Source organism: Dactylosporangium sp. CA-233914, from assembly GCF_050942935.1.
In the GTDB taxonomy this organism is placed as follows: Bacteria; Actinomycetota; Actinomycetes; order Mycobacteriales; family Micromonosporaceae; genus Dactylosporangium.
Genome location: NZ_CP192030.1, coordinates 7518758 through 7537347, shown reverse-complemented (window position 1 = coordinate 7537347; position 18590 = coordinate 7518758). Strand labels below are relative to the sequence as shown.

Here is an 18590-nt window from a genome sequence, read left to right as displayed (position 1 = left end):
CGCAGGTCGCAGCGCCTCGGCCGGGGGAGTGCCCTCGATCAGCGCGACATCGACGGCGCACTTGGCCAGCGGCGCGCCGATGGCGAAGCCCCGGACACTCCGAACGAGCGAACCGTGGACGGCGCGACGGCGTACCTCTCGACCGGGTCGATGGTCAGTCCGGCCGGGGCAGCGGTAAGAGGGGCCACGGGTGGGGCCTTTCGTACGCGTGGGTCAGGCCAGCTTGGCGGTGCTGGCCCGGACGACCACCTCGCCGCCCATCCGCAGGATCCGGCGGCGCCGCCCGGTGTTCTCGGTCAGCGCCAGTTCCATCGCCTTCTCCCCGAGCTGCTGCAACGGCAGCGCGACGGTGGTCAGCGGCGGGGTGAGGTCACGGACGATCGGGATGTCGTCGAAGCCGGCGACGGAGACGTCGTCCGGCACGGACCGGCCGTGGTCGCGCAGGGCCGCGCAGGCGCCGATGGCCATCACGTCGGTAAGCGCGAATACGCACGTGACGGTCGATCCGCGGGCCAGTAGTTCGGTCATGGCGCCGTACCCGCCGTCGCGGGTGAACGGGCCCTCCACGATGTCGGCCGGGTCCAGCGACACGCCGGCCTTCTTCAGCTCGTCGCGGAAGCCGCCCAGCCGGTCGGCGACCGTGGTCAGCGCCGGCGGCCCGGCGAGCACCGCGAACCGGCGGTGCCCCAGGTCGAGCAGGGCACGGGCCATGGCGGCCGCACCGGCCCGGTTCTCCGGCAGCACGCTGTCGACCTTCAGGCTGCGGTGCCGGCTGACCACGGCGACCCGGCCGCCGCCCTCCAGGTAGGGCTTGAGCTCGGCGTCCAGGGCCCGCTCCCAGCGGGGGTCCTCGAACCCGGAACCGATGAGCAGGATGGCCGGCGCCCGCTCGGCGCGCAGCATCGACACGTACGCGATCTCCCGTTCCGGGTCCCGGAACGTACTGGCCAGCATCACCAGCAGGTCGTTGTTGCCGGCGACGCGCATGATGCCGCCGGCGACCGTGGCGAAGTAGGGGTCGCTGACGTCGTGGCAGATCACGCCGACCGTGCGGTGAGAGGCGCCGGCCAGGGCGCGGGCGTGCGCGTTCGGCGTGTACGCCAGCTGCTCGGCCGCCGCCAGCACCCGGTCCCGCAATTGCGGGGTCACCCGCATGCCGTTGAGTGCCCGGGAGGCCGTGGCCAGCGAGACGTCGGCGGCTCTGGCCACGTCTTCCAAGGTCACGTGCGTCCGTGGCTGCATGGGCTTCCCCCTGCGCAAGTTCTTGACCGAACTATTTCGGCGTGGTTACCGTAGCACCCTGAAAGCGCTTACTGAAAGCGCATTCAGGGCCGAGACCTGGAGTTTTCGGGTCGTCCTCGACCCTACCGACGGCACGTGCCTACCCCGCGGCTGAGTACCCGGAACCGCCGGCCAGCCAGGGAGAACGGAGGGTCATGGCCGCGCAGAGCACCATCGAGCAACGGGAGCCGACCGCTCCCGGCCGCAACCCCGCATCGGCCAACCGCCGCCGGGGTCGGGCCGGCGGCGGCCTGCTCCGGTTCGTCCAGAGCGCCTGGCGCCCCGCCGCGGTCCTCGCGGCAATCTTCGTCGTCTGGTGGGCGGTCACCGCGGCGGACCTGGTCAAGCCGTACCTGGTTCCGTCGCCGGGCACCACCCTGGACGTCGTCCTCGCCCAGACCGGCTACTTCGCCCACCACACCTGGATCACCACCTACGAGACGATCCTCGGCTTCGCCATCGCCATCGTGGTCGGCGTGCTCTGCGCCGTCGTGATGGTGTACTCCCCGACGGTCGAGAAGAGCCTCTACCCGCTGCTGCTGTTCGCCCAGGTCATCCCGAAGATCGCGATCGCGCCGCTGTTCATCGTGTGGCTCGGGTTCGGGCTCACCCCGAAGGTCGTCGTCGCGGTCCTGATGGCCTTCTTCCCGATCGTCATCTCCACGGTCGCCGGCCTCAAGTCGATCGATCCGGAGATGCTGCAGCTGTCGGCGACCATGGGCGCAGGCGCCGGCCAGACCTTCCGGAAGATCCGCTTCCCGGCCGCTCTGCCGCACCTGTTCTCCGGCCTCAAGGTCGCCGCCACGATGGCTGTCACCGGCGCCGTGGTGGGCGAGTTCGTCGGCGCCAACGAGGGCCTCGGCTACGTGATCCTGCAGGCCAACGGCAACCTCGACACCCCGACGCTGTTCGCCGGGCTGCTCATCATGTCGCTGCTCGGCGTGGTCCTGTTCGTGGTCGTGGAACTGCTCGAGTACTTCGTCCTTTCATGGCACGCCAGCCGCCGTACCGACGCCGCTACGACGTCGCTCTGAATAGGAGACCGTCCCATGAAGTTGCGCACCCTCGCCGCCACGCTCGTGCCGACCCTCATACTGGCCGCCACCGCCGGCTGCGGCTCGTCCTCGGACGAACAGGCCAAGACCGCCCAGGGCCACGACAAGGTCACCCTGACCCTCAACTGGTACCCGTACGGCGAGCACGCCCCGTTCTACTACGGTCAGAAGCAGGGCATCTTCGCCAAGCACGGCATCGACCTGACCATCCAGGCCGGCCAGGGCTCGCAGAAGACCGTCCAGGCCACCGACGCCGGGCAGACCGATTTCGGCTGGGCCGACACCCCCGCTCTGCTCTCGGCGGTGGGCCAGGGGATGGACGTCAAGAGCGTCGGCGTCTTCCTGCAGACCACCCCGTCGTCGGTGCAGTTCTTCAGCGACAAGAACATCAAGTCCCCGGCCGACCTCAAGGGCAAGACCATCGCCTCCACCGCCGGTGATGCGCTGAGCAAGACCTTCCCGGCCTTCCTCAAGGCCAACGGCCTGGCCGCCTCCGACGTGACCCTGCAGAACACCGACCCGGCCGGCAAGATGGCAGCCGTCATGTCGGGCAAGACCGACGCGCTGCTCGGCTTCGCCACCGACCAGGGCCCGACCATGCAGGAGAAGGCCGGCAAGCCGGTCTCCTACCTCAAGTTCGCCGAGAACGGCCTGACCTTCTACAGCAACGGCCTGATCGCCTCCACCGACACCATCAAGAACAAGCAGGACTTGGTCAAGCGGATGGTCGCGGCCAGCAGCGAGGCCTGGGCCGCCGCCGAGAAGGACGCGGCCGGCGCCGTCGCGGCGATGGCCGGCGCCTCCCAGCAGTTGCCGTCGGAGAAGGTGCTCACCGACCAGTTCAACGCCACCCTGCAACTGCTGCACACCGACGCCACCAAGGGCCAGGCGCCCGGCATCAACGACGAAGCCGACTGGACGAAGACGATCAACGTGTTCGCCGACGCCGGCGTGATCAACAAGGCTGAGTCTCCGGCGACCTACTGGGACGCGAGCTTCGCGCCGAAGGGATGAACCCGAGATGACGGTCGGCAACACCACCACGCAGCAGTCCACTGACGCCACGGCGACCGGCGCCGCGGTCGAGATCGACCAGGTCGCGGTCCGCTTCCGTACCAAGAAGAAGGACGTCACCGCGCTGCGCGACGTCTCGTTGCGGATCGAGCCCGGCGAGTTCGTCTCGATCGTCGGCGCCTCCGGCTGCGGCAAGTCGACGCTGCTGAAGCTGGTGTCCGGCCTGCTGCGGCCCTCGTCCGGCCAGGTCCGCCTGCACGGCGAGGACGTGCGGGGACCGCGGCGCGACATCGGGTACGTCTTCCAGCGCGCCGCCCTGCTGGAGTGGCGTACGGCCCGGAAGAACATCCTGCTCCAGGCCGAGATGCGGCGCCTGCCCAAGGCGCAGGCACGCCAGCGCGTCGACGAGCTGATCGCGATGACCGGCCTGACCGGCTTCGAGGACGCGTACCCGAACGAACTGTCCGGCGGCATGCAGCAGCGGGTGGCCCTGTGCCGCGCGCTGCTGCACCGCCCCCCGGTCCTGCTCATGGACGAGCCCTTCGGGGCGCTGGACGCCCTCACCCGCGAGCAGATGAACGTCGAGCTGCGGCGCATCTGGCGGGAGACCGGCACCACCGTCCTGCTCGTCACCCACTCCATCGCCGAGGCGGTCTACCTGGCCGACCGGGTGGTCGTCATGACCCCTCGACCCGGCACCCTCGCCGAGGTCATCGACGTCGACCTACCCGTCGAGCGCGACTACGGCCAGACGATGTCGGAGCCGGAGTTCGCCCGCGCCACAGGACGCATCCGGGACCTCCTGGGTGCGACGACGACCGCCGAATAGCCGCCGGACCTGGGAAGGAAACACAGTGGAGCGCACGGCTGTCGGGATCATCCTCAACGGCGTGACCGGACGGATGGGCTACCGCCAACATCTCGTCCGGTCCCTGCTCGCCATCCGCGAGCAGGGCGGACTGCCGGCCCGCGACGGCAGCCGCATCTGGCCGGAGCTGACCCTGGTGGGCCGCAACGAGGCCAAGCTCGCCGAGATCGCCGCCCGGCACGGGCTGACGTCGTACACAACGGACTTGGATGCCGCGCTCGCTGACGATTCCCACCAGATCTACTTCGACGCGCAGGTGACCGCCCAGCGGGAGAAGGCCGTCCGGGCGGCGATCGACGCGGGCATGCACGTCTACACCGAGAAGCCGCTCGCCGAGGGGCTGACCGGTTCCCTGGAACTGGGCCGGCTCGCCGCCGCCAAGGGCATCAAGAACGGCGTTGTACAGGACAAGCTGTTCCTGCCCGGCCTGCGCAAGCTCAAGCGGCTGGTCGACGGTGGGTTCTTCGGCCGGATCCTGTCGGTGCGCGGCGAGTTCGGCTACTGGGTGTTCGAGGGCGACTGGCAGGACGCCCAGCGGCCGAGCTGGAACTACCGGGCCGAGGACGGCGGCGGCATCACCGCCCAGATCAACTCCTCCTGGACTGTGCGGGTCTACCGCGACGAGCTGGTCGAGTTCCAGGTCGACGGCACCCACGGCAGCGCCGTGGCTGGGCTGCGCGAGTGCCGCATCCAGCACCGCGGCGCCACCCCCATGCCGGTGTGGAATCCGGACCTGCCGCTCACCGAGAACTTCCGCGGCCAGTGGCAGAGCGTCCCCGACAATGAGGACTTCGACAACGGGTTCAAGGTCCAGTGGGAGGCGTTCCTGCGCCACGTCGTCGACGACGAGCCGTTCCCGTGGGACTTCCTAGCCGGCGCCCGCGGCGTGCAGCTCGCCGAGGCCAGCCTGCTGTCGGCGCGCGAGGGCCGCCGGGTGGAGATCGAGAACATCACGCTGTGACCGGCCCGGATCACCCTGCCAATCCCCGGCGGCGCCACCGAGGCCCTCACCTTGCGCGAGCCGGCCGGCTGGCAGCGGCCGGCCGGCCCGCCGGCCAGCCGGATCGCGTACGCCGCGGCGCCGCGTACGCCGAGCAGGTCGCCTTCGTCCAGGAGTGCGGCGCGACCGCGGTGGTGATGGCCAGCCGGCCGCTCGCCGCGCTGGCCACCGGCCCGGACGACTACCGGCGCGCCTACGACCAGGTGCTGTCCGGCACAACGGCGCCGGTCGTGCTGCACTGGCTCGGCGACATGTTCGACCCGGCCCTTGCCCGCTCCTGGGGCTCGACCGACCTCGACGACGCGACCAAGACGTTCGTGTCGCTGCTCGAGGCCGAGCGGGAGATCCGGCTGCGGGACCTGCTGCCGCCCACCGTCCGGGTCTACACCGGCGACGACTACCACTACCCCGAGCTGATCGCCGGCGACGGCGGGCAGTTCAGCCACGCCCTGCTCGGCGCGTTCGCGGCCATCGCCCCCGCCGCGTCGGCGGCGCTGCAGCGCCTCGATGCCGGCGACACCGCGGGCTTCCGGGAAGTCCTCGACCCGACCGTGCCGCTGTCCCGGCACGTCTTCGCCCCGCCCACCGTCGGTCGCCGGAGTGAGCGCATGAGCACCGCCGACCCGCGCCTGGATCGGCTGTCGCTCAACACCTCGACGCACCGCCCGAGTGGGCCCCTGAGACGCGGTGGGGCGGCGGCACATCCGCGCCGCCGCCCCTGCTGTGCGTTGATCAGGCCGCCGGCGTACCGGTGACCGTGAAGAGACGGGTCCGGCCGGTGTTGTCGAACGAGCCGAAGCCCACCCGGCCGGAGCCGAAGGTGGTGTCCTTCGCGGTCAGCAGCGGGTCCTTGGCGTTGTCGACGTAGACGGCGATCTCACCGGTCGCGGGCAGGTGCACGACCCGCACCTTGTGCCAGTCGGCGTCGGTGATCGCCGGGTTGGCGCCGCGGGAGCGGCCGTTCCACTGGTGATCGATGCGTTCCCGGTCGGCGTTGTTGACCTTGAAGATGCCGTTGTGCGGGTAGATCGTGTTGTCGGTGGACAGGTGCGCGTAGTAGAACTGCGTGTCCGACTGCCAGCCGAACACGATGATGATGTCCCGGTCGGTGACCTCCACCGGCGTGTCGAGGCGTACCCGGGCGTCGATCTGCACCGACGACCAGGCCGACGGGCCCTTGTTGAGGAGGGCGTACTCGAACGGGCGGCGCGGGCCGGGGCGGCTCACGCCAGCCTCGGCGAGGATCACCTGGTCGCCGTTGAACTGCCACTTCGACGGGGTCACCGGCGTCCAGTTCTTGGCGCCGCCGGTGTGGACCACCTTGGTCCTGCCCACGGCGCCGTCGGCCACCTTCCTGGTGCCGACGACCTTCCAGATCTTCCCGTTGGCCTTGGCCACGATGTAGAGCTCACCGGCCGCGTCGGTGCCGAAGCGCAGGTCGACCCGGTTCGGGTCACCGGGCGCGCCCGGGCTGGACAGGTCCTGCATCCGTACCAGGTTGCCGGCGGTGGTGTAGAGGGCGAGCCGGTGGATCGGGGCGAGACCCTTGCCGCGGCGCATCTCGTCCGCCACGGTGTAGAGGATCTGACCGTCGACGAGGTCACCGAAGACGTACTTGCCGATCAGGGCCGGCACGGTGTGGCCGCGGTAGACGAAGCCACCAGCCACCGCGACGCCCACGTCGGAGGTGCAATCCCAACCCGGGGCCGGGTTGTGGTCGTACGCGGCGACCGGGTACGTGTAGCCGTACTTCGCGTCGTCGGCCGGCAGCGGTTGGAGCTTGTCGCAGGGCTTGGCCGCGGTCTTGTCGAAGACCCACGAGCCCTCACGCTCGCTCCAGCCGAAGTTGTCGCCGGCCCGAACCTCGTAGATCGACTCGATGGCGTGCTCGCCGATGTGGCCGAGGAACATCCGGCCGGTGGCCCGGTCCCAGCTGAACCGGTGGGGGTCGCGGAAGCCCACCGCGTAGATCTCGCCGAGCGCGCCGTCCCGGCCGGCGAACGGGTTGTCGGCCGGGATCCCGTATCGGCCGTTGGGCGCGCTGGTGCCGCGCGGGTCGATCCGCAGCAGCTTGCCGTGCGGCATGCCCATGTTCTGCGGGTCGCCGTTGCGGTAGCCCTGCCCGCCGTCACCGACCGCGAGGTACAGCATGCCGTAGTCCTTGTTGTTCGGCTTCGCGGTCGGGTTGAAGTTGATCTCCTGGATGCCGTGGATCTGGCCGCCGAAGCCGATCCGCAGCAGCTCCCGGTGGGTGCCGGAGAAGGTGCCGGCGGCCGGGTCGGTGGCCGTCCACTCGGTGATGACGCCCTGGTAGATGGTGTTCGGCTGGGCGTAGTCCGGAGTCCGGGTGGCGAGCGACGCCTGTTCGGTGTGGATGGTGTAGAAGCGGCCGTTGCGCCCGAAGTCCGGGTGGAAGGCGACGTAGCCGAAGCCCTGGCCGAGGCCGCGGCCGGAGAAGAACTGCGGCGCGAAGGTCGCGGCCACGTCGAGGTAGACGTGCGGCACGCCGTTCTCTACGAAGTAGAGGTTGCCGTTGAGGTCCGGCACGGCGCGGCGGCCGGAGCCGTCGGGCAGCTCGTTGATGGTGTTGATCCGGGCCTGGCGGACCAGCCGCTGGTCGACGGGGGCCGGGGTCGGGTTCGACTTCGGGAAGCTGGCGTACTCCTGCAGGACCAGCCCCAGCCGGGACTGGATCGGCGACTCGGGGATCGGGTCGTAGACGGCGCCGGCGGCCCGGGCGGGTCCGGCGACCAGCGTGGACAGGACGAGGGTGGCGGCAGTGAGCCCGGCGGTGAGCGCGGCTCTGCGGAGCCTGCCGGTGCTGGCAGCGCGAATGAACACGCGGGTTCTCCTTCTCGGTGGGGCGGGCCGAGGACGGTCAGCGGGCCATGTAGCGGTACTGCTTGGCGATGTCGCGCGCCGGGATCGCGCTGTCGAGGAACATGAGCCCGTCCATGCGGCAGTCGCACGGGTTGCGCTCGAGGTTGTTCTGCGGGAAGCTGCCGCCGATCTTGATGCCGCGCGGGTCGGTGGAGCTGGTGACGTGCGGGCCGGGCCCGGACACCTTCCACGGGTCACCGGCGACGGTGTAGAAGCCGTCGACCGGCTCGCCGTTGCGGTAGAGCGCCATGGTGCCGGCGGTGAAGTCGTAGGTGGCGGCGAGGTGCACCCACTTCCCCTTCGGCAGCAGGGTGCGCCAGTCCTCATTCGCCGCGAACGTCTGCGAGGACCCGCCGTCGAGGCGGCGGCCGAGCGCGACCAGGCGCAGCTCGCTGTTGACGTCGATCAGCTCGAGCAGGGCGCGCACACCGTGCCCGTCGGAGTCGCCGGTCAGCACGCCGGCCAGGCCGATCGCGTTGTACCGGTCGGTCGGGTTGGCGGTGGTGGAGTTCAGTGCCGGGCCGTCCATCTCCCGCTTGAACCAGCCCATCACCGTCGTACCCCCGGCGCCGCTGAACGCGCGCAGCGTCCGCACGCCGCTGGATGACCAGGTGCCGGCCTTCCAGTCGTCGTTTCCGGCGACCGCCGGGTTGACCTGCCCGGTCTGCAGCGCGTTGCCGCTGTGCTTGTACGCCTTGTCGGGCACCCGCATGTCCGCGCCGCCGTTGACCAGTTCGATCTCGGTGCTCGAGCGGCCGAGGTCCTGTTCGAGCGCGGCGTCGCCGGGCATCGGGTGGTCGAAGTCGTAGAAGGCGACCAGATGCGACCACAGGGCGGGGTGGACGTCGTGCGGGCCGGGCCGGTCAGCCTGGGCGGGGCTCGCGCTGGCGGTCAGGGCCAGACCCAGCAGGACGGCGGCCGCGACAGCGGCCCTTCTGGTTCTTCTCATTGGACGGTGCTCCGTTCGTCGGTGCGGTGGCGGTCGCTGACAAAGGCGCTCAGGTGAGGCGCGGGACCGTGCTCCGGTCGCTGGATTGGAGGTACGTCTGGACAGGACTGAGGGCCGCCCGGGCCGCTGGCCGGGCCCAGGTGACGCTGCCGGACGGCAGCCGGGCAGCGGCGGTGCCCCGCTTACGAAAGCGCTTACGAAAGCGCTTACGTACTCTATGCTGTGCCTTACGCCACAGGCAAGAGCGCTATGCGGATCAATGTGATGTCAGGAGTTTGTGGATGCCCAGACCCGGCGCGCGGCTGCGCCTCGTCGACGTGGCGGAACGCGCCGGCGTATCGCTGGCGACCGCCTCCCGCGCTCTGGCCGGCCGCGAGGGCGTCAGCGACGAGGTCGCCGACCGGGTCCGGCAGGTCGCCCGCGAGCTCGGCTACGTCGCCAACCCGTACGCCCGCACCCTCGCCGGCGGCGCCAGCTCCACGGTCGGCCTGATCGTCCACCAGATCGATGACCCCTACTTCTCGGAAATCGCCAGCGGGGTCATCGAGGTCGCCGCCGAGGAGGGACTGCTGGTCCAGATCGCCCACTCCGGCCGCGACCCGCAGAACGAGCTGCGCCAGCTGCGGCACCTGATCGCCCAGCGGGTGGGCATCATCCTGATCGCCGGGTCCGGCTACGACGACGCGCGTGTGGAGGGTGAGGCGCGCACCGAACTCGCCGCGTTCCAGCGCGCCGGCGGCCGGGTCGCGGTCATCGGCCGGCACGCCCTCGGCGTCGACGCCGTCGTGCCCGACAACGAGGCCGGCGGTCGCGCGATCGGCGCACACCTGCTGGGACTCGGCCACCGGCGGATCGCCGTCGCCGCCGGCACGCCGGGACTGACCACAGTGGTCGACCGCCTCGCCGGGGTCGCCGCCGCGCTGTCCGCGCACGGGCTCTCGCTCGACGAACTGCCCGTCGTGCACTCCGACTTCACTCGCGACGGTGGCCGGGTGGCCGCCGAGCGGATCCTGCACCAGCACCCGGACAGCAGCGCCATCATCGCGCTCAACGACGCGATGGCGATCGGCGTGCTGTCCATCCTGCGGGCCCGGCGCATCCCGGTGCCCGAACGGATGTCGGTGGTCGGCTTCGACGACGTGTCGGTCGCCGCCGACCTCGCCCCGAGCCTCACCACAGTACGCCTGCCGATGACCGAAATGGGACGGATGGCCCTCACGCTCGCCCTCAAACCCAGGTCGACCCGCCCCCGCCGCCGGCCCACCGGCCACACCCTGGTCGTCCGCGACTCGACCGGCCCCGCGCCGGCCCGCTGACCGGGCACGGCGAGCAAGATCACCTCAGGCGGAAACCCGCCATGAACGACGACGAGCAGACGGGCAGCGGCCAGACGGATCGTCATCCACGGGCATCGGTGGTCCTCGCCCCGGATCGTTGCGGAGCATGCAGCTCGCGCCTGACAAGCATTACCAGGGCGGCGATGCGGCGGTACGGGCGAAGCGGCGGGCCAGGTGGCCGAAGGCGTTGGTGAGCTCGGCGGGGTCGACCACCTCGATCTCGGTGTCGAAGCGGGCGATGGCGGCGGCGAGGCTGGGCCAGGACCAGGAGCCGAGCGTGAGCCGGCAGCGGTCCGGGCCGAGCTCCTCGACGATCCCGTCGCGCGTGTAGAGCGCCACGGTCGCGGCCGGCAGATCGAGGATCACGGTGCCCCGGCAGGGCCAGCCGATGGTGCCGTCGTCAGCGCCGCGGAATCGGCCGATGACGAAGGTGGTCACGTCGCCGCCGGGCAGTTCCCTGGGCGTGAAGCGGGGTCCGTTGGGGATGCGCGGGGTGATCCGGTCGGCGCGGAAGGTGCGCCAGTCCGACCGGTCGAGGTCCCACGCGACGAGGTACCAGCGCCCGTCCCAGGTGATGACGTGATGGGGCTCGACGCGGCGCGGGGGCTTGTCCGCGGTCTCGGAGCCGTAGTCGAAGCGGAGGATCTCGTGGGCGTGCACAGCGGAGCTGACCACCAGGAGCACCTCGCCGTCGATCGGGGCGGTGGGCCGGGTGGCGGGCCGTTCGACGGCGGTGATCTGCAGGGCGTTGATGCGGTGCCGGAGCCGCGACGGCATGACCTGCCGGATGGTGGTCAGGGCCCGTGCGGCCGCTTCGCCGGTGCCGTTGCCCGGCGTGGTGGCGGCGATCTGCAGCGCGATGGTGACGGCGACGGCCTGCTCGTCGTCGAACAGCAGCGGCGGTAGTTCGGTGCCGGCGCTGAGCCGGTAGCCACCGTCGGGACCCTTGACGGCGGCGATGGGGTAGCCGAGCTCGCGCAGCCGGTCGACGTCGCGGCGCACGGTCCGCAGGCTGATGCCGAGCCGTTCGGCCAGCAGCATGCCCGGCCAGTCACGGCGCGTCTGCAACAGCGACAACAGGGCCAGCAGTCGACCGGACGTTTTCGGCATGTATCTGATGCTGCCCGCAGTAGGTGCCACACCCTGTCACCTATGGCGCCGAATCTTGGTGATGAAGCCGGCCGGACACCGTGACCGGCAACAACTCTCACCAGGAGTCTCGATGAGCATCACCACCACCGCCCACCTCAACTTTCGCGGCAACGCCCAGGAGGCGCTGGAGTTCTACCAGTCGGTGTTCGGCGGCCAGATCATGGTCATCACGTACGGCGACTTCGGGATGCCCAAGGAGCTGTCCGACGCCGGCAAGGTCGTCTGGGGCCAGGTCGCGGCCGACAACGGCTTCCGCGTCATGGCCTACGACGTGCCCAGCCAGGCCGGAGCGGGCACCGCACCGGCGCCCGCCACGCGGCGCGAGAACGGCATGACGCTGACCGGCGAGCCGTTCTTCCTGTCCGTCCGCGGCGAGACCGTCGCAGAGGTCGGCGCGCTGTGGGAGAAGCTGGCCGGCGGCGCCACCATCGTCGAGGCGTACAGGCCGGTGCAGTGGGCGCCGGCGTTCGGGATGCTGACCGATCGCTTCGGCATCACCTGGATCCTCGACGTCGCCGCCCAGTACACCAACGACTGATCCTCGCCTCTGGCACCGGGACGAGGCGGCGGCCTCGTCCCACCCGATCCCCGGCTTTGAGAAGGAACCATTCATGCGTACGCGCCCCCTGGGCCGCACCGGCATCCAGGTCAGCCCATACTGCCTGGGCACCATGATGTTCGGCCCGAACGGCAACCCCGACCACGACGACTGCATCCGAATCATCCACCGAGCCCTCGACGCCGGTATCAACTTCATCGACACCGCCGACGTCTACGGCGGCGACGGCGAGACGGAACGGATCGTGGGCAAGGCGCTGCGCGGCCGCCGCGACGACGTCGTGCTCGCCACCAAGGTCAACGGCCCGATGGGTACGGATCCCAATCGGCGCGGCAACTCCCGCCGCTGGATCGTCACCGCGGTCGACGCTTCGCTGCGCCGCCTCGGCGTCGACCACATCGACCTGTACCAGGTCCACCACCCCGAACCAGGCACCGACATCGAGGAGACCCTCGCCACGCTGACCGACCTCCAGCGGGCGGGCAAGGTACGCGCGATCGGCCACTCCAGCCTGCCGGCCGCGGACATCGTCGAGGCGCAGTGGGTCTCCGAGCGGCGCGGACTGGCCCGTTTCCGCAGCGAACAGCCGCCGTACTCGATCCTGAACCGCGGCATCGAGCGTGAGGTCCTCCCGGTCTGCGCACGCTACGGGCTCGGCACGCTCGTCTGGAGCCCGCTGGCCATGGGCCTGCTCACCGGCCGCTACCGCAAGGGCGGCGGCGAGCAGGCCTCCCACGCTCGCATGCACTGGGCGCCCAGGCACATGACCGACGAGCGCAAACTCGACGCCGTCGAGCAGCTCATCCCGATCGCCGAACAGGCCGGGATGTCGCTGACCCACCTCGCCCTGGCCTTCACCATCACCCATCCGGCGGTCACGTCGGCCATCATCGGACCGCGCACCACGGCCCACCTCGACGATCTGCTCGCCGGGGCCGGCACGACCCTTGACGACGACATCCTGGACCGGATCGACGAGGTCGCCCCACCCGGCGTCGACCTCGGCCCGCTCGACGTCTCCTACGTGCCGCCGGAACTCGCCCAACCCCACCTGCGGCGCCGCCGCGGCGCCGACCGCGCCGCAGCGGACCGGGCATGACCGAACGAGGACGCGCCGGCCGGTTGCCGGCCGGCGCGCTCGTCCGGCTCGGGATCAGACGGGTTCGATCCAGATGCTGCGGTAGCGCACGTTCGCGCCCGGGTCGCCGTGGTCCTGCAGGCGGATCGGCAGTGCGGCCGGGCTCTCGGCGGCGCCGGCGCCCGTCGGGCCATCGACGGCCACGTCGTTGTGGACCGTCACACCGTTCCAGACGACCGTCACGCGGGCGTTCTCGGTCTTCGTCGTGCCGCTCCAGCGGGCCGCCCGGAATGTGATCTCGTAGGTCTGCCAGGTCTCCGGCGCCGTTGCCGGGTTGCTGTCGGGCGCACGCTTGAGGTAGATCGACCCGCACTCGTTGTCGGCCAGAACCGCCTTGCCGTACGTGTCCAGGACCTGGACCTCGTAGCGGTCCTGCAGGTAGATCCCCGAGTTGGCGCGGGTCTGGCCCGACGTCCGGCGGGAGGTTCGGCAGCCAGAACTCCACGTGGAGCTTGAAGTCGCCGAATGCCTGCTTCGTGCGGATGTCGCCGCCCAGGACCTCGGCCGAGCCGCCCGAGACCGGCCAGGTCGGGGCGGTAGCGTCGGCATTGCTGAACGCGTTGAGGTTCCCGCCGTTGAACAGCGTCACCCGCGACGGTCCGTTGTGGACCCAGATCTGCTGCGCCACCCCGGCCGCGTCCCAGATCTGCAGCTGCGTGCCGTCGGCCGAGGCGCCGCCGGCCGCGTCGAGCACCTTGCCGGACTGGGGGTTGCGCAAGGTGCCGTCGGGCTGGGACTGCCAGACCTGGGCGGCCGAGCCGTTGCAGTCGTACAGCTGCACCTTGGTGCCGTTGACGGTACCGGCGTTGTCGACGTCCAGGCACTTGCCCAGGGCGCGCAGCGTGTCGCCGGTGCGGGTCCAGCTCTGGGCGGTCGTACCGTTGCAGGTCCACAGCTGGATCTTCGTGCCGTTGGCGGTGCCGGCGTTGCTGACGTCGACGCACTTGCCGCCGATGCCGGTGATGGTGCCGGTGTGATCCGGCGATCCGCCGCCGGCCGGCGAGACTGCGATGTTGTCGAGGTTGACGTGGCCGATGTCGCCACTGTCCACTTTGTACGCGATCGTGTTGCCGCCGGCCCGCAGCGTGAGCGTCTGCGTCTGCGTCGCCCACGTCTCCCAGTCGCCGGTACTGCCGAGGGAGATCTGCTGCACCTTGGCGCCGTTGAGGTACAGGCTGACGGTCTTCGGCCCCGCCGACGGGTTCGGGCCGTTGCTGTAGCGCAGCGCCACATTGTAGGAGCCGGCACTGGGCGCGGCGACACTGAACGTGGCCGCGGCGCCAGCGTTGCCGAAGCCGGCCACGAAGCCGGTGCCGGTGTATCCACTGTGGTCGGTCGCGACTCCCGCGCTGCCGCTCAGGCCCGAGTTCTCGGCCTCCTGCTGACCCGTGGGCGGCAGGGTGCCGTCGGCAAGGGCGTTGAGGGTGTACCACGCCTCGGTGCTCCACAGCGACTCGCCCGCGGCCGACGTGAACGGCCGCGGCGAGCGCACGTACACGACCCGTCCGGGCTTGAGGCCGGCGACCTGGACCGTGACCTTCAACCGGTCGGCCGAGAGCGTCGCCGAGGTGACCGCAAGGGTCTCCTCGTCGACCTTCGGGCCGCCGTAGGCCGGCGTGGAGACGTATCGCCACTGCTTGAAGGTGTAGTGCGAGGCCAGCTGCTCGGCCGTGGCGGCCGACACCGGCTGCGTGTACTCCAGCTCGAAGCCGCCGGGCCTGACGCGCATCGCCTTGATGTCGAAGGCATTGACGCCGTTGGGGGTCAGCTTCTGCAGGCCGTACGTCAGCTTGCCCTCCTGGCCCCAGTTGCCGCCGGCGCCGAGCCCGCCGGCGTAGAGCGCGCCGTCGGGGCCTTCGCTCATGCGCAGGACGCCCATCTCCAGGCCCTGCGTCATGCGGAAGACCGCGCCCTGGTACTCACCGTTGACCGTCTCCAGATAGGCGCGCTGGACCCCGCCGTACGTCACGTCACCGAAGGCCACCTGCCCGGCGAAGGGCCCGTTGTGCAGCACCAGTGGCGTGCTCGGGGAGTTGGCGATCTCGTTCTGCGGCAGCCAGAGCACGGGCTGGGTGATCGGCTGGCCGTCGAAGGGGCCGTCGGGGTTGGTGTAGTGGCCGAAGAAGCGGTCCTGCTTGATCTGCACGAGCTTCGACGCGGGCAGCCACCCGCCCTGGTTGTCGGTCACGAAAAGCTCGCCGGCCGGGCCCCAGCCGATGCCGTCGGGGGTACGCAGGCCGCCGGCGACGTACTGCACGGCGCCGGTCGAGCGGTTGATCTTCAGGCTGGTGCCACGGTTCGGCGAGCCCTGCGGCTCGGTCGTCGCGCCGCCCTCGTTGATCGACACCGAGAGGTTCAGATAGAAGTACCCGTCCTGGTAGAGCAGGCCGAACGCGAACTCGTGGAAGTTGCCGTCGAACGGCCAGGTCGCGACCGTGCGGTACCGGTCGATCTGCCCGTCGCCGTTGGTGTCGGTGAGCTCGGTCAGCTCGTGTTTCTGTGAGACGTAGATGATGCCGTCCACGATCTTCAGGCCCATGGGTTCCTTGAGCCCGGTCGCGATGCGGGTGTACTGCACCTGCGACGGCGAGGTCGCGCCGGTGACGTTGCGCAGGATGTACACCTCACCGGTCGTGTTGAGGCTGCCACCCCAGGTGGCGATCGCGAGACGCCCGTCGGGGAACCAGTCCATCGCGCTCACCTGCGGGTTGAAGCCGCTCGGGCGCAGGTTCGTGAGGGTGTACCCCGGATGCACCGACGACAGCGGCCGGCCGTCGCCCGGCGAGTCGGCGGATCCCTCGCACTCCTTGCGCCCGGGCGCGGTCACCCGCACGACGCCGGCGTCGGTGCTCAGCACCGAGTTGGGCACGAGCGCGAACGCGGACGCGCCCGGCGGCCGCCACTGCAGGGTCAGTTGCTGACCGCCGGTGCGCTCGAAGAAGTCGATGCGCAGCGCGTGATAGCCGGCGGTGAGGGTGGCACTGCCCTCGACCGCGGTGGCGCCGTGCAGGCCGTCGTTGCTGATGACGGTGGCGCCGTCGATGGCCAGGCGCGAGCCGTCGTCGCTGGTGAGCCGGAACGCGTAGGAGCCGGCGCTCGGGATGTTGACGTTGCCGATGACCTGGGCCTGGAAGTAGTCCTCGAGGCCGAAGTCGGCGGCGGTGCTCCAGTTGACGGTCGGCATGAGCTTGTCGATGTTGGGTGTCTGCCCGGACTTGAGGACGCAGATCGAGCTCTGCGGCGCCTGCAGGTCGAAGACGCGCAGGGTGACGCCGGGCTCTTGCGCCGGCACCGCGGCGGCCGCGGGGATGGCCGGCAGCACGCCGGCGCCCACGAGCAGCGCGGCGACGAGGGTCGCCCATCGCTTCATGGAACGCTCCAAAGGGGTAGGAGCCGTCACGGACTCCCGCGCGCGCTCGCCGAAGACGGGCACGGGCCATCGACGCCGCCCGGTACTGGCGGAACCGACAAGCGTCGATGTGTTACGCCACGCTAAGGGACTTCCGTCGAAATGTCGATAACTTCTGTTGAGAATGGCGAAAGCGTGCCGGTTCCCAACCCGCACGGGCGACGGGCGCGGGCGGCGCTGTGCACGGGCTCGGCGCGAGCGGTGGGCCGCTCAACCCGAGCGCTCGCGGGCCGATGTGGGGGAAGTGAACAGCAAGGCACGGATACTCTTCGTCGACGACGAGCCGCGGATTCTCGACGGACTACGGCGATCGCTGCGCGGCAAGCGCGATGCATGGGACATGGCGTTCGCGACGAGCGGCGCCCAGGCGCTCGAGCTGTTGGCGGAGTTACCGTACGACGTCGTCGTGTCGGACATGCGCATGCCCCGCATGGACGGTGCGGAACTGCTCACCCATGTCAGCGATCGGCATCCCGAGGTGGCCAGGATAGTCCTGTCCGGCCATACCGAGCAGGAGGCGGCGATCAGGGTGGCGGTCGCCGGTCATCGCTTTCTCACCAAGCCGTCCGACGCGGGAAGCGTCGTCGCCGTCATCGAGCAGCTGACGCACAGGACTTCGGCCTCCCACGGGGCCGTGGTGCGCGGCATCGCCGGCGCGGTCCGCTCGCTGCCGACCCTTCCCGTGCACGTGGGCCGGCTCACCGCGGTGCTGGGGGCGGCCGAAGTCGAGCTCGCGGACGCGGCGTCGGTGGTCTCGTGCGACATCGGGTTCACCGCCAAGCTGCTGCAGTTGTCGAATTCAGTGTTCTTCGGCGCTCGCGCCCGGGTCACCTCCGCCGAGAGCGCCATCAATGCCCTGGGCCTGCCTACCGTCCAGGCGCTGGTCGGTGCCGGTCATCTGCTGTGGTCCTCCGAGCGGTGGGGACCCGCCGTCGAGCGGGACCTGGACGTGGTGTGGCGGCATGCCGTGGCCACCGCCCGGCTCGCGGGCCAGATGGCCTCGCCTGCCAACCGGCCCTACGTGCAAGCTGCGGCCCTGCTGCAGGACTTCGGCCAGCTGGTGAGTCTCGCCGGCGCGCGGGGTGCCCAGTGCCCACCCGTCGATCCCGCGGCGACGGGCGCCGCAGGTCCGACGCATCGGGAGGTGGGGGTCGAACTGCTGCACCTGTGGGGCCTTCCGCACCCGATCGTGGCGGCCGTGGCCGCGCGCGATCTCCCGCACCGCGCGCCGTCGTCCGGACTGGGCGTCGCCGCGGTCGTCCGGGCGGCGCACCTGCTCATCCAGGGCACCGAGGCCCGGGACCCGCGCCTCGGCACGCATGACGACGAGTTGGCCGAGTACCTGACTCATCCTCAGCTGACCGCATCCCCCACCGATTGGCAACGGGCCGCCGAGGAAGCATCCGAACAGGCCGGACAGGCGTCCGCGCGGTGAACCGAGGCCACAGCGGTGGCGAGAGAAGGGGACGTGATGGCGCAGATCCTGGTTGTCGACGACGAGCTGGCCATCCGGCAGTTGCTGACGGATGTGCTGGAAATGGAGGGGCACGAGGTGCGGGCGGCGGCGGACGGGCTCGCCGCCGTGAGCGCGTTCGAGGCGTTGCGGCCGGACTGTGTCGTGCTCGACCTCATGATGCCGGGCCTGGACGGTTATGGGGTGCTACGCCGCATCCGTGGTGAGGACGGAGAGCCGGTGCCGGTGATCATGCTGACCGCTGCGGCCGACCGGGAGTCCGCTGCGCGGGCCTGGGTGGACGGCGCCGATTTCTACGTGGCCAAGCCATTCGTTCCCGACGACGTGGTCGACCTGCTGCATCGGCTGCTGTACGAGGGGCCGGTGGTTGGTGTGGTGTGAGCGGTGGTGAAACGGGTGCCGCTTGATTGATCACTTGCGCGCCGCGCGACCGTACCGCACCATTCTTGTGCACGCTGTGTGTTGTAACGATTA

At 70.5% G+C, this 18590-nt stretch carries 15 protein-coding genes and 1 pseudogene; 10 read left to right on the top strand and 6 right to left on the bottom strand.

The window, feature by feature from the left end; translation table 11 throughout:
* Positions 1-213: 213 nt before the first annotated feature.
* Entirely contained in the window at positions 214-1242 is a 1029-nt protein-coding gene (locus tag ACQPY0_RS33525) for a LacI family DNA-binding transcriptional regulator (protein ID WP_432969582.1), read from the bottom strand.
* Between the two features lie 194 nt (positions 1243-1436).
* On the opposite strand from ACQPY0_RS33525, the gene ACQPY0_RS33520 reads away from it, so the two are divergent.
* The 5 genes from ACQPY0_RS33520 to ACQPY0_RS33500 are packed head-to-tail and all read left to right on the top strand — an operon-like array spanning position 1437 to position 5973.
* Complete coding sequence (locus tag ACQPY0_RS33520) at positions 1437-2315, top strand: ABC transporter permease (RefSeq protein ID WP_432969579.1); 879 nt, start codon at positions 1437-1439, stop codon at positions 2313-2315.
* Positions 2316-2330: 15 nt separating this feature from the next.
* Complete coding sequence (locus ACQPY0_RS33515) at positions 2331-3350, top strand: ABC transporter substrate-binding protein (RefSeq protein WP_432969576.1); 1020 nt, start codon at positions 2331-2333, stop codon at positions 3348-3350.
* A gap of 7 nt (positions 3351-3357) precedes the next feature.
* Entirely contained in the window at positions 3358-4179 is an 822-nt protein-coding gene (locus ACQPY0_RS33510) for an ABC transporter ATP-binding protein (protein ID WP_432969573.1), read from the top strand.
* 25 nt (positions 4180-4204) lie between these two features.
* Positions 4205-5179, top strand: a complete 975-nt coding sequence (locus tag ACQPY0_RS33505) for a Gfo/Idh/MocA family protein (RefSeq protein ID WP_432969570.1) — start codon at positions 4205-4207, stop codon at positions 5177-5179.
* Positions 5176-5973, top strand: a complete 798-nt coding sequence (locus ACQPY0_RS33500; RefSeq protein ID WP_432969567.1) for a DUF993 family protein — start codon at positions 5176-5178, stop codon at positions 5971-5973. The genes ACQPY0_RS33505 and ACQPY0_RS33500 overlap by 4 nt, the downstream gene beginning before the upstream one ends.
* On the opposite strand, the gene ACQPY0_RS33495 is transcribed toward ACQPY0_RS33500, so the two are convergent.
* Together ACQPY0_RS33495 and ACQPY0_RS33490 are read right to left on the bottom strand one after the other, a co-directional pair.
* Positions 5951-8059, bottom strand: a complete 2109-nt coding sequence (locus ACQPY0_RS33495) for a PQQ-dependent sugar dehydrogenase (protein ID WP_432969564.1) — start codon at positions 8057-8059, stop codon at positions 5951-5953. The two genes, ACQPY0_RS33500 and ACQPY0_RS33495, sit on opposite strands and share 23 nt — an antisense overlap.
* Positions 8060-8096: 37 nt before the next feature.
* Entirely contained in the window at positions 8097-9047 is a 951-nt protein-coding gene (locus ACQPY0_RS33490; RefSeq protein WP_432969561.1) for a LamG-like jellyroll fold domain-containing protein, read from the bottom strand.
* 281 nt (positions 9048-9328) lie between these two features.
* Between ACQPY0_RS33490 and ACQPY0_RS33485 the strand changes: the two genes are divergently transcribed.
* Positions 9329-10363 carry a LacI family DNA-binding transcriptional regulator gene (locus ACQPY0_RS33485; RefSeq protein ID WP_432969558.1) on the top strand — a complete coding sequence of 345 codons (1035 nt, stop codon included), beginning with the start codon at positions 9329-9331 and terminating at the stop codon, positions 10361-10363.
* A gap of 150 nt (positions 10364-10513) precedes the next feature.
* Here ACQPY0_RS33485 and ACQPY0_RS33480 read toward each other — a convergent pair whose 3' ends face one another.
* A complete protein-coding gene (locus tag ACQPY0_RS33480; protein WP_432969555.1) occupies positions 10514-11494 on the bottom strand; it encodes a helix-turn-helix transcriptional regulator in 981 nt (326 codons plus the stop codon).
* 112 nt (positions 11495-11606) lie between these two features.
* Between ACQPY0_RS33480 and ACQPY0_RS33475 the strand changes: the two genes are divergently transcribed.
* Positions 11607-12074 (top strand): VOC family protein, encoded by a 468-nt coding sequence (locus ACQPY0_RS33475; RefSeq protein WP_432969552.1) that lies wholly within the window; start codon positions 11607-11609, stop codon positions 12072-12074.
* Positions 12075-12147: 73 nt separating this feature from the next.
* A complete protein-coding gene (locus tag ACQPY0_RS33470; RefSeq protein WP_432969549.1) occupies positions 12148-13194 on the top strand; it encodes an aldo/keto reductase in 1047 nt (348 codons plus the stop codon).
* A 54-nt stretch (positions 13195-13248) separates the two neighbouring features.
* On the opposite strand, the gene ACQPY0_RS33465 is transcribed toward ACQPY0_RS33470, so the two are convergent.
* Both ACQPY0_RS33465 and ACQPY0_RS33460 read right to left on the bottom strand, forming a co-directional pair.
* Positions 13249-13782, bottom strand: coding sequence for a 3-keto-disaccharide hydrolase (locus ACQPY0_RS33465; RefSeq protein ID WP_432995480.1), 534 nt, complete (start codon positions 13780-13782; stop codon positions 13249-13251).
* Between the two features lie 58 nt (positions 13783-13840).
* A pseudogene (locus ACQPY0_RS33460) lies at positions 13841-16603 on the bottom strand (ricin-type beta-trefoil lectin domain protein); the annotation flags it as partial.
* Between the two features lie 283 nt (positions 16604-16886).
* On the opposite strand from ACQPY0_RS33460, the gene ACQPY0_RS33455 reads away from it, so the two are divergent.
* Positions 16887-18077, top strand: coding sequence for an HDOD domain-containing protein (locus ACQPY0_RS33455; protein WP_432969546.1), 1191 nt, complete (start codon positions 16887-16889; stop codon positions 18075-18077).
* 36 nt (positions 18078-18113) lie between these two features.
* The gene (locus ACQPY0_RS33450) at positions 18114-18497 is read left to right on the top strand and encodes a response regulator transcription factor (RefSeq protein WP_432969543.1); all 384 of its coding nucleotides are present in this window, start codon (positions 18114-18116) and stop codon (positions 18495-18497) included.
* Positions 18498-18590 lie beyond the last annotated feature (93 nt).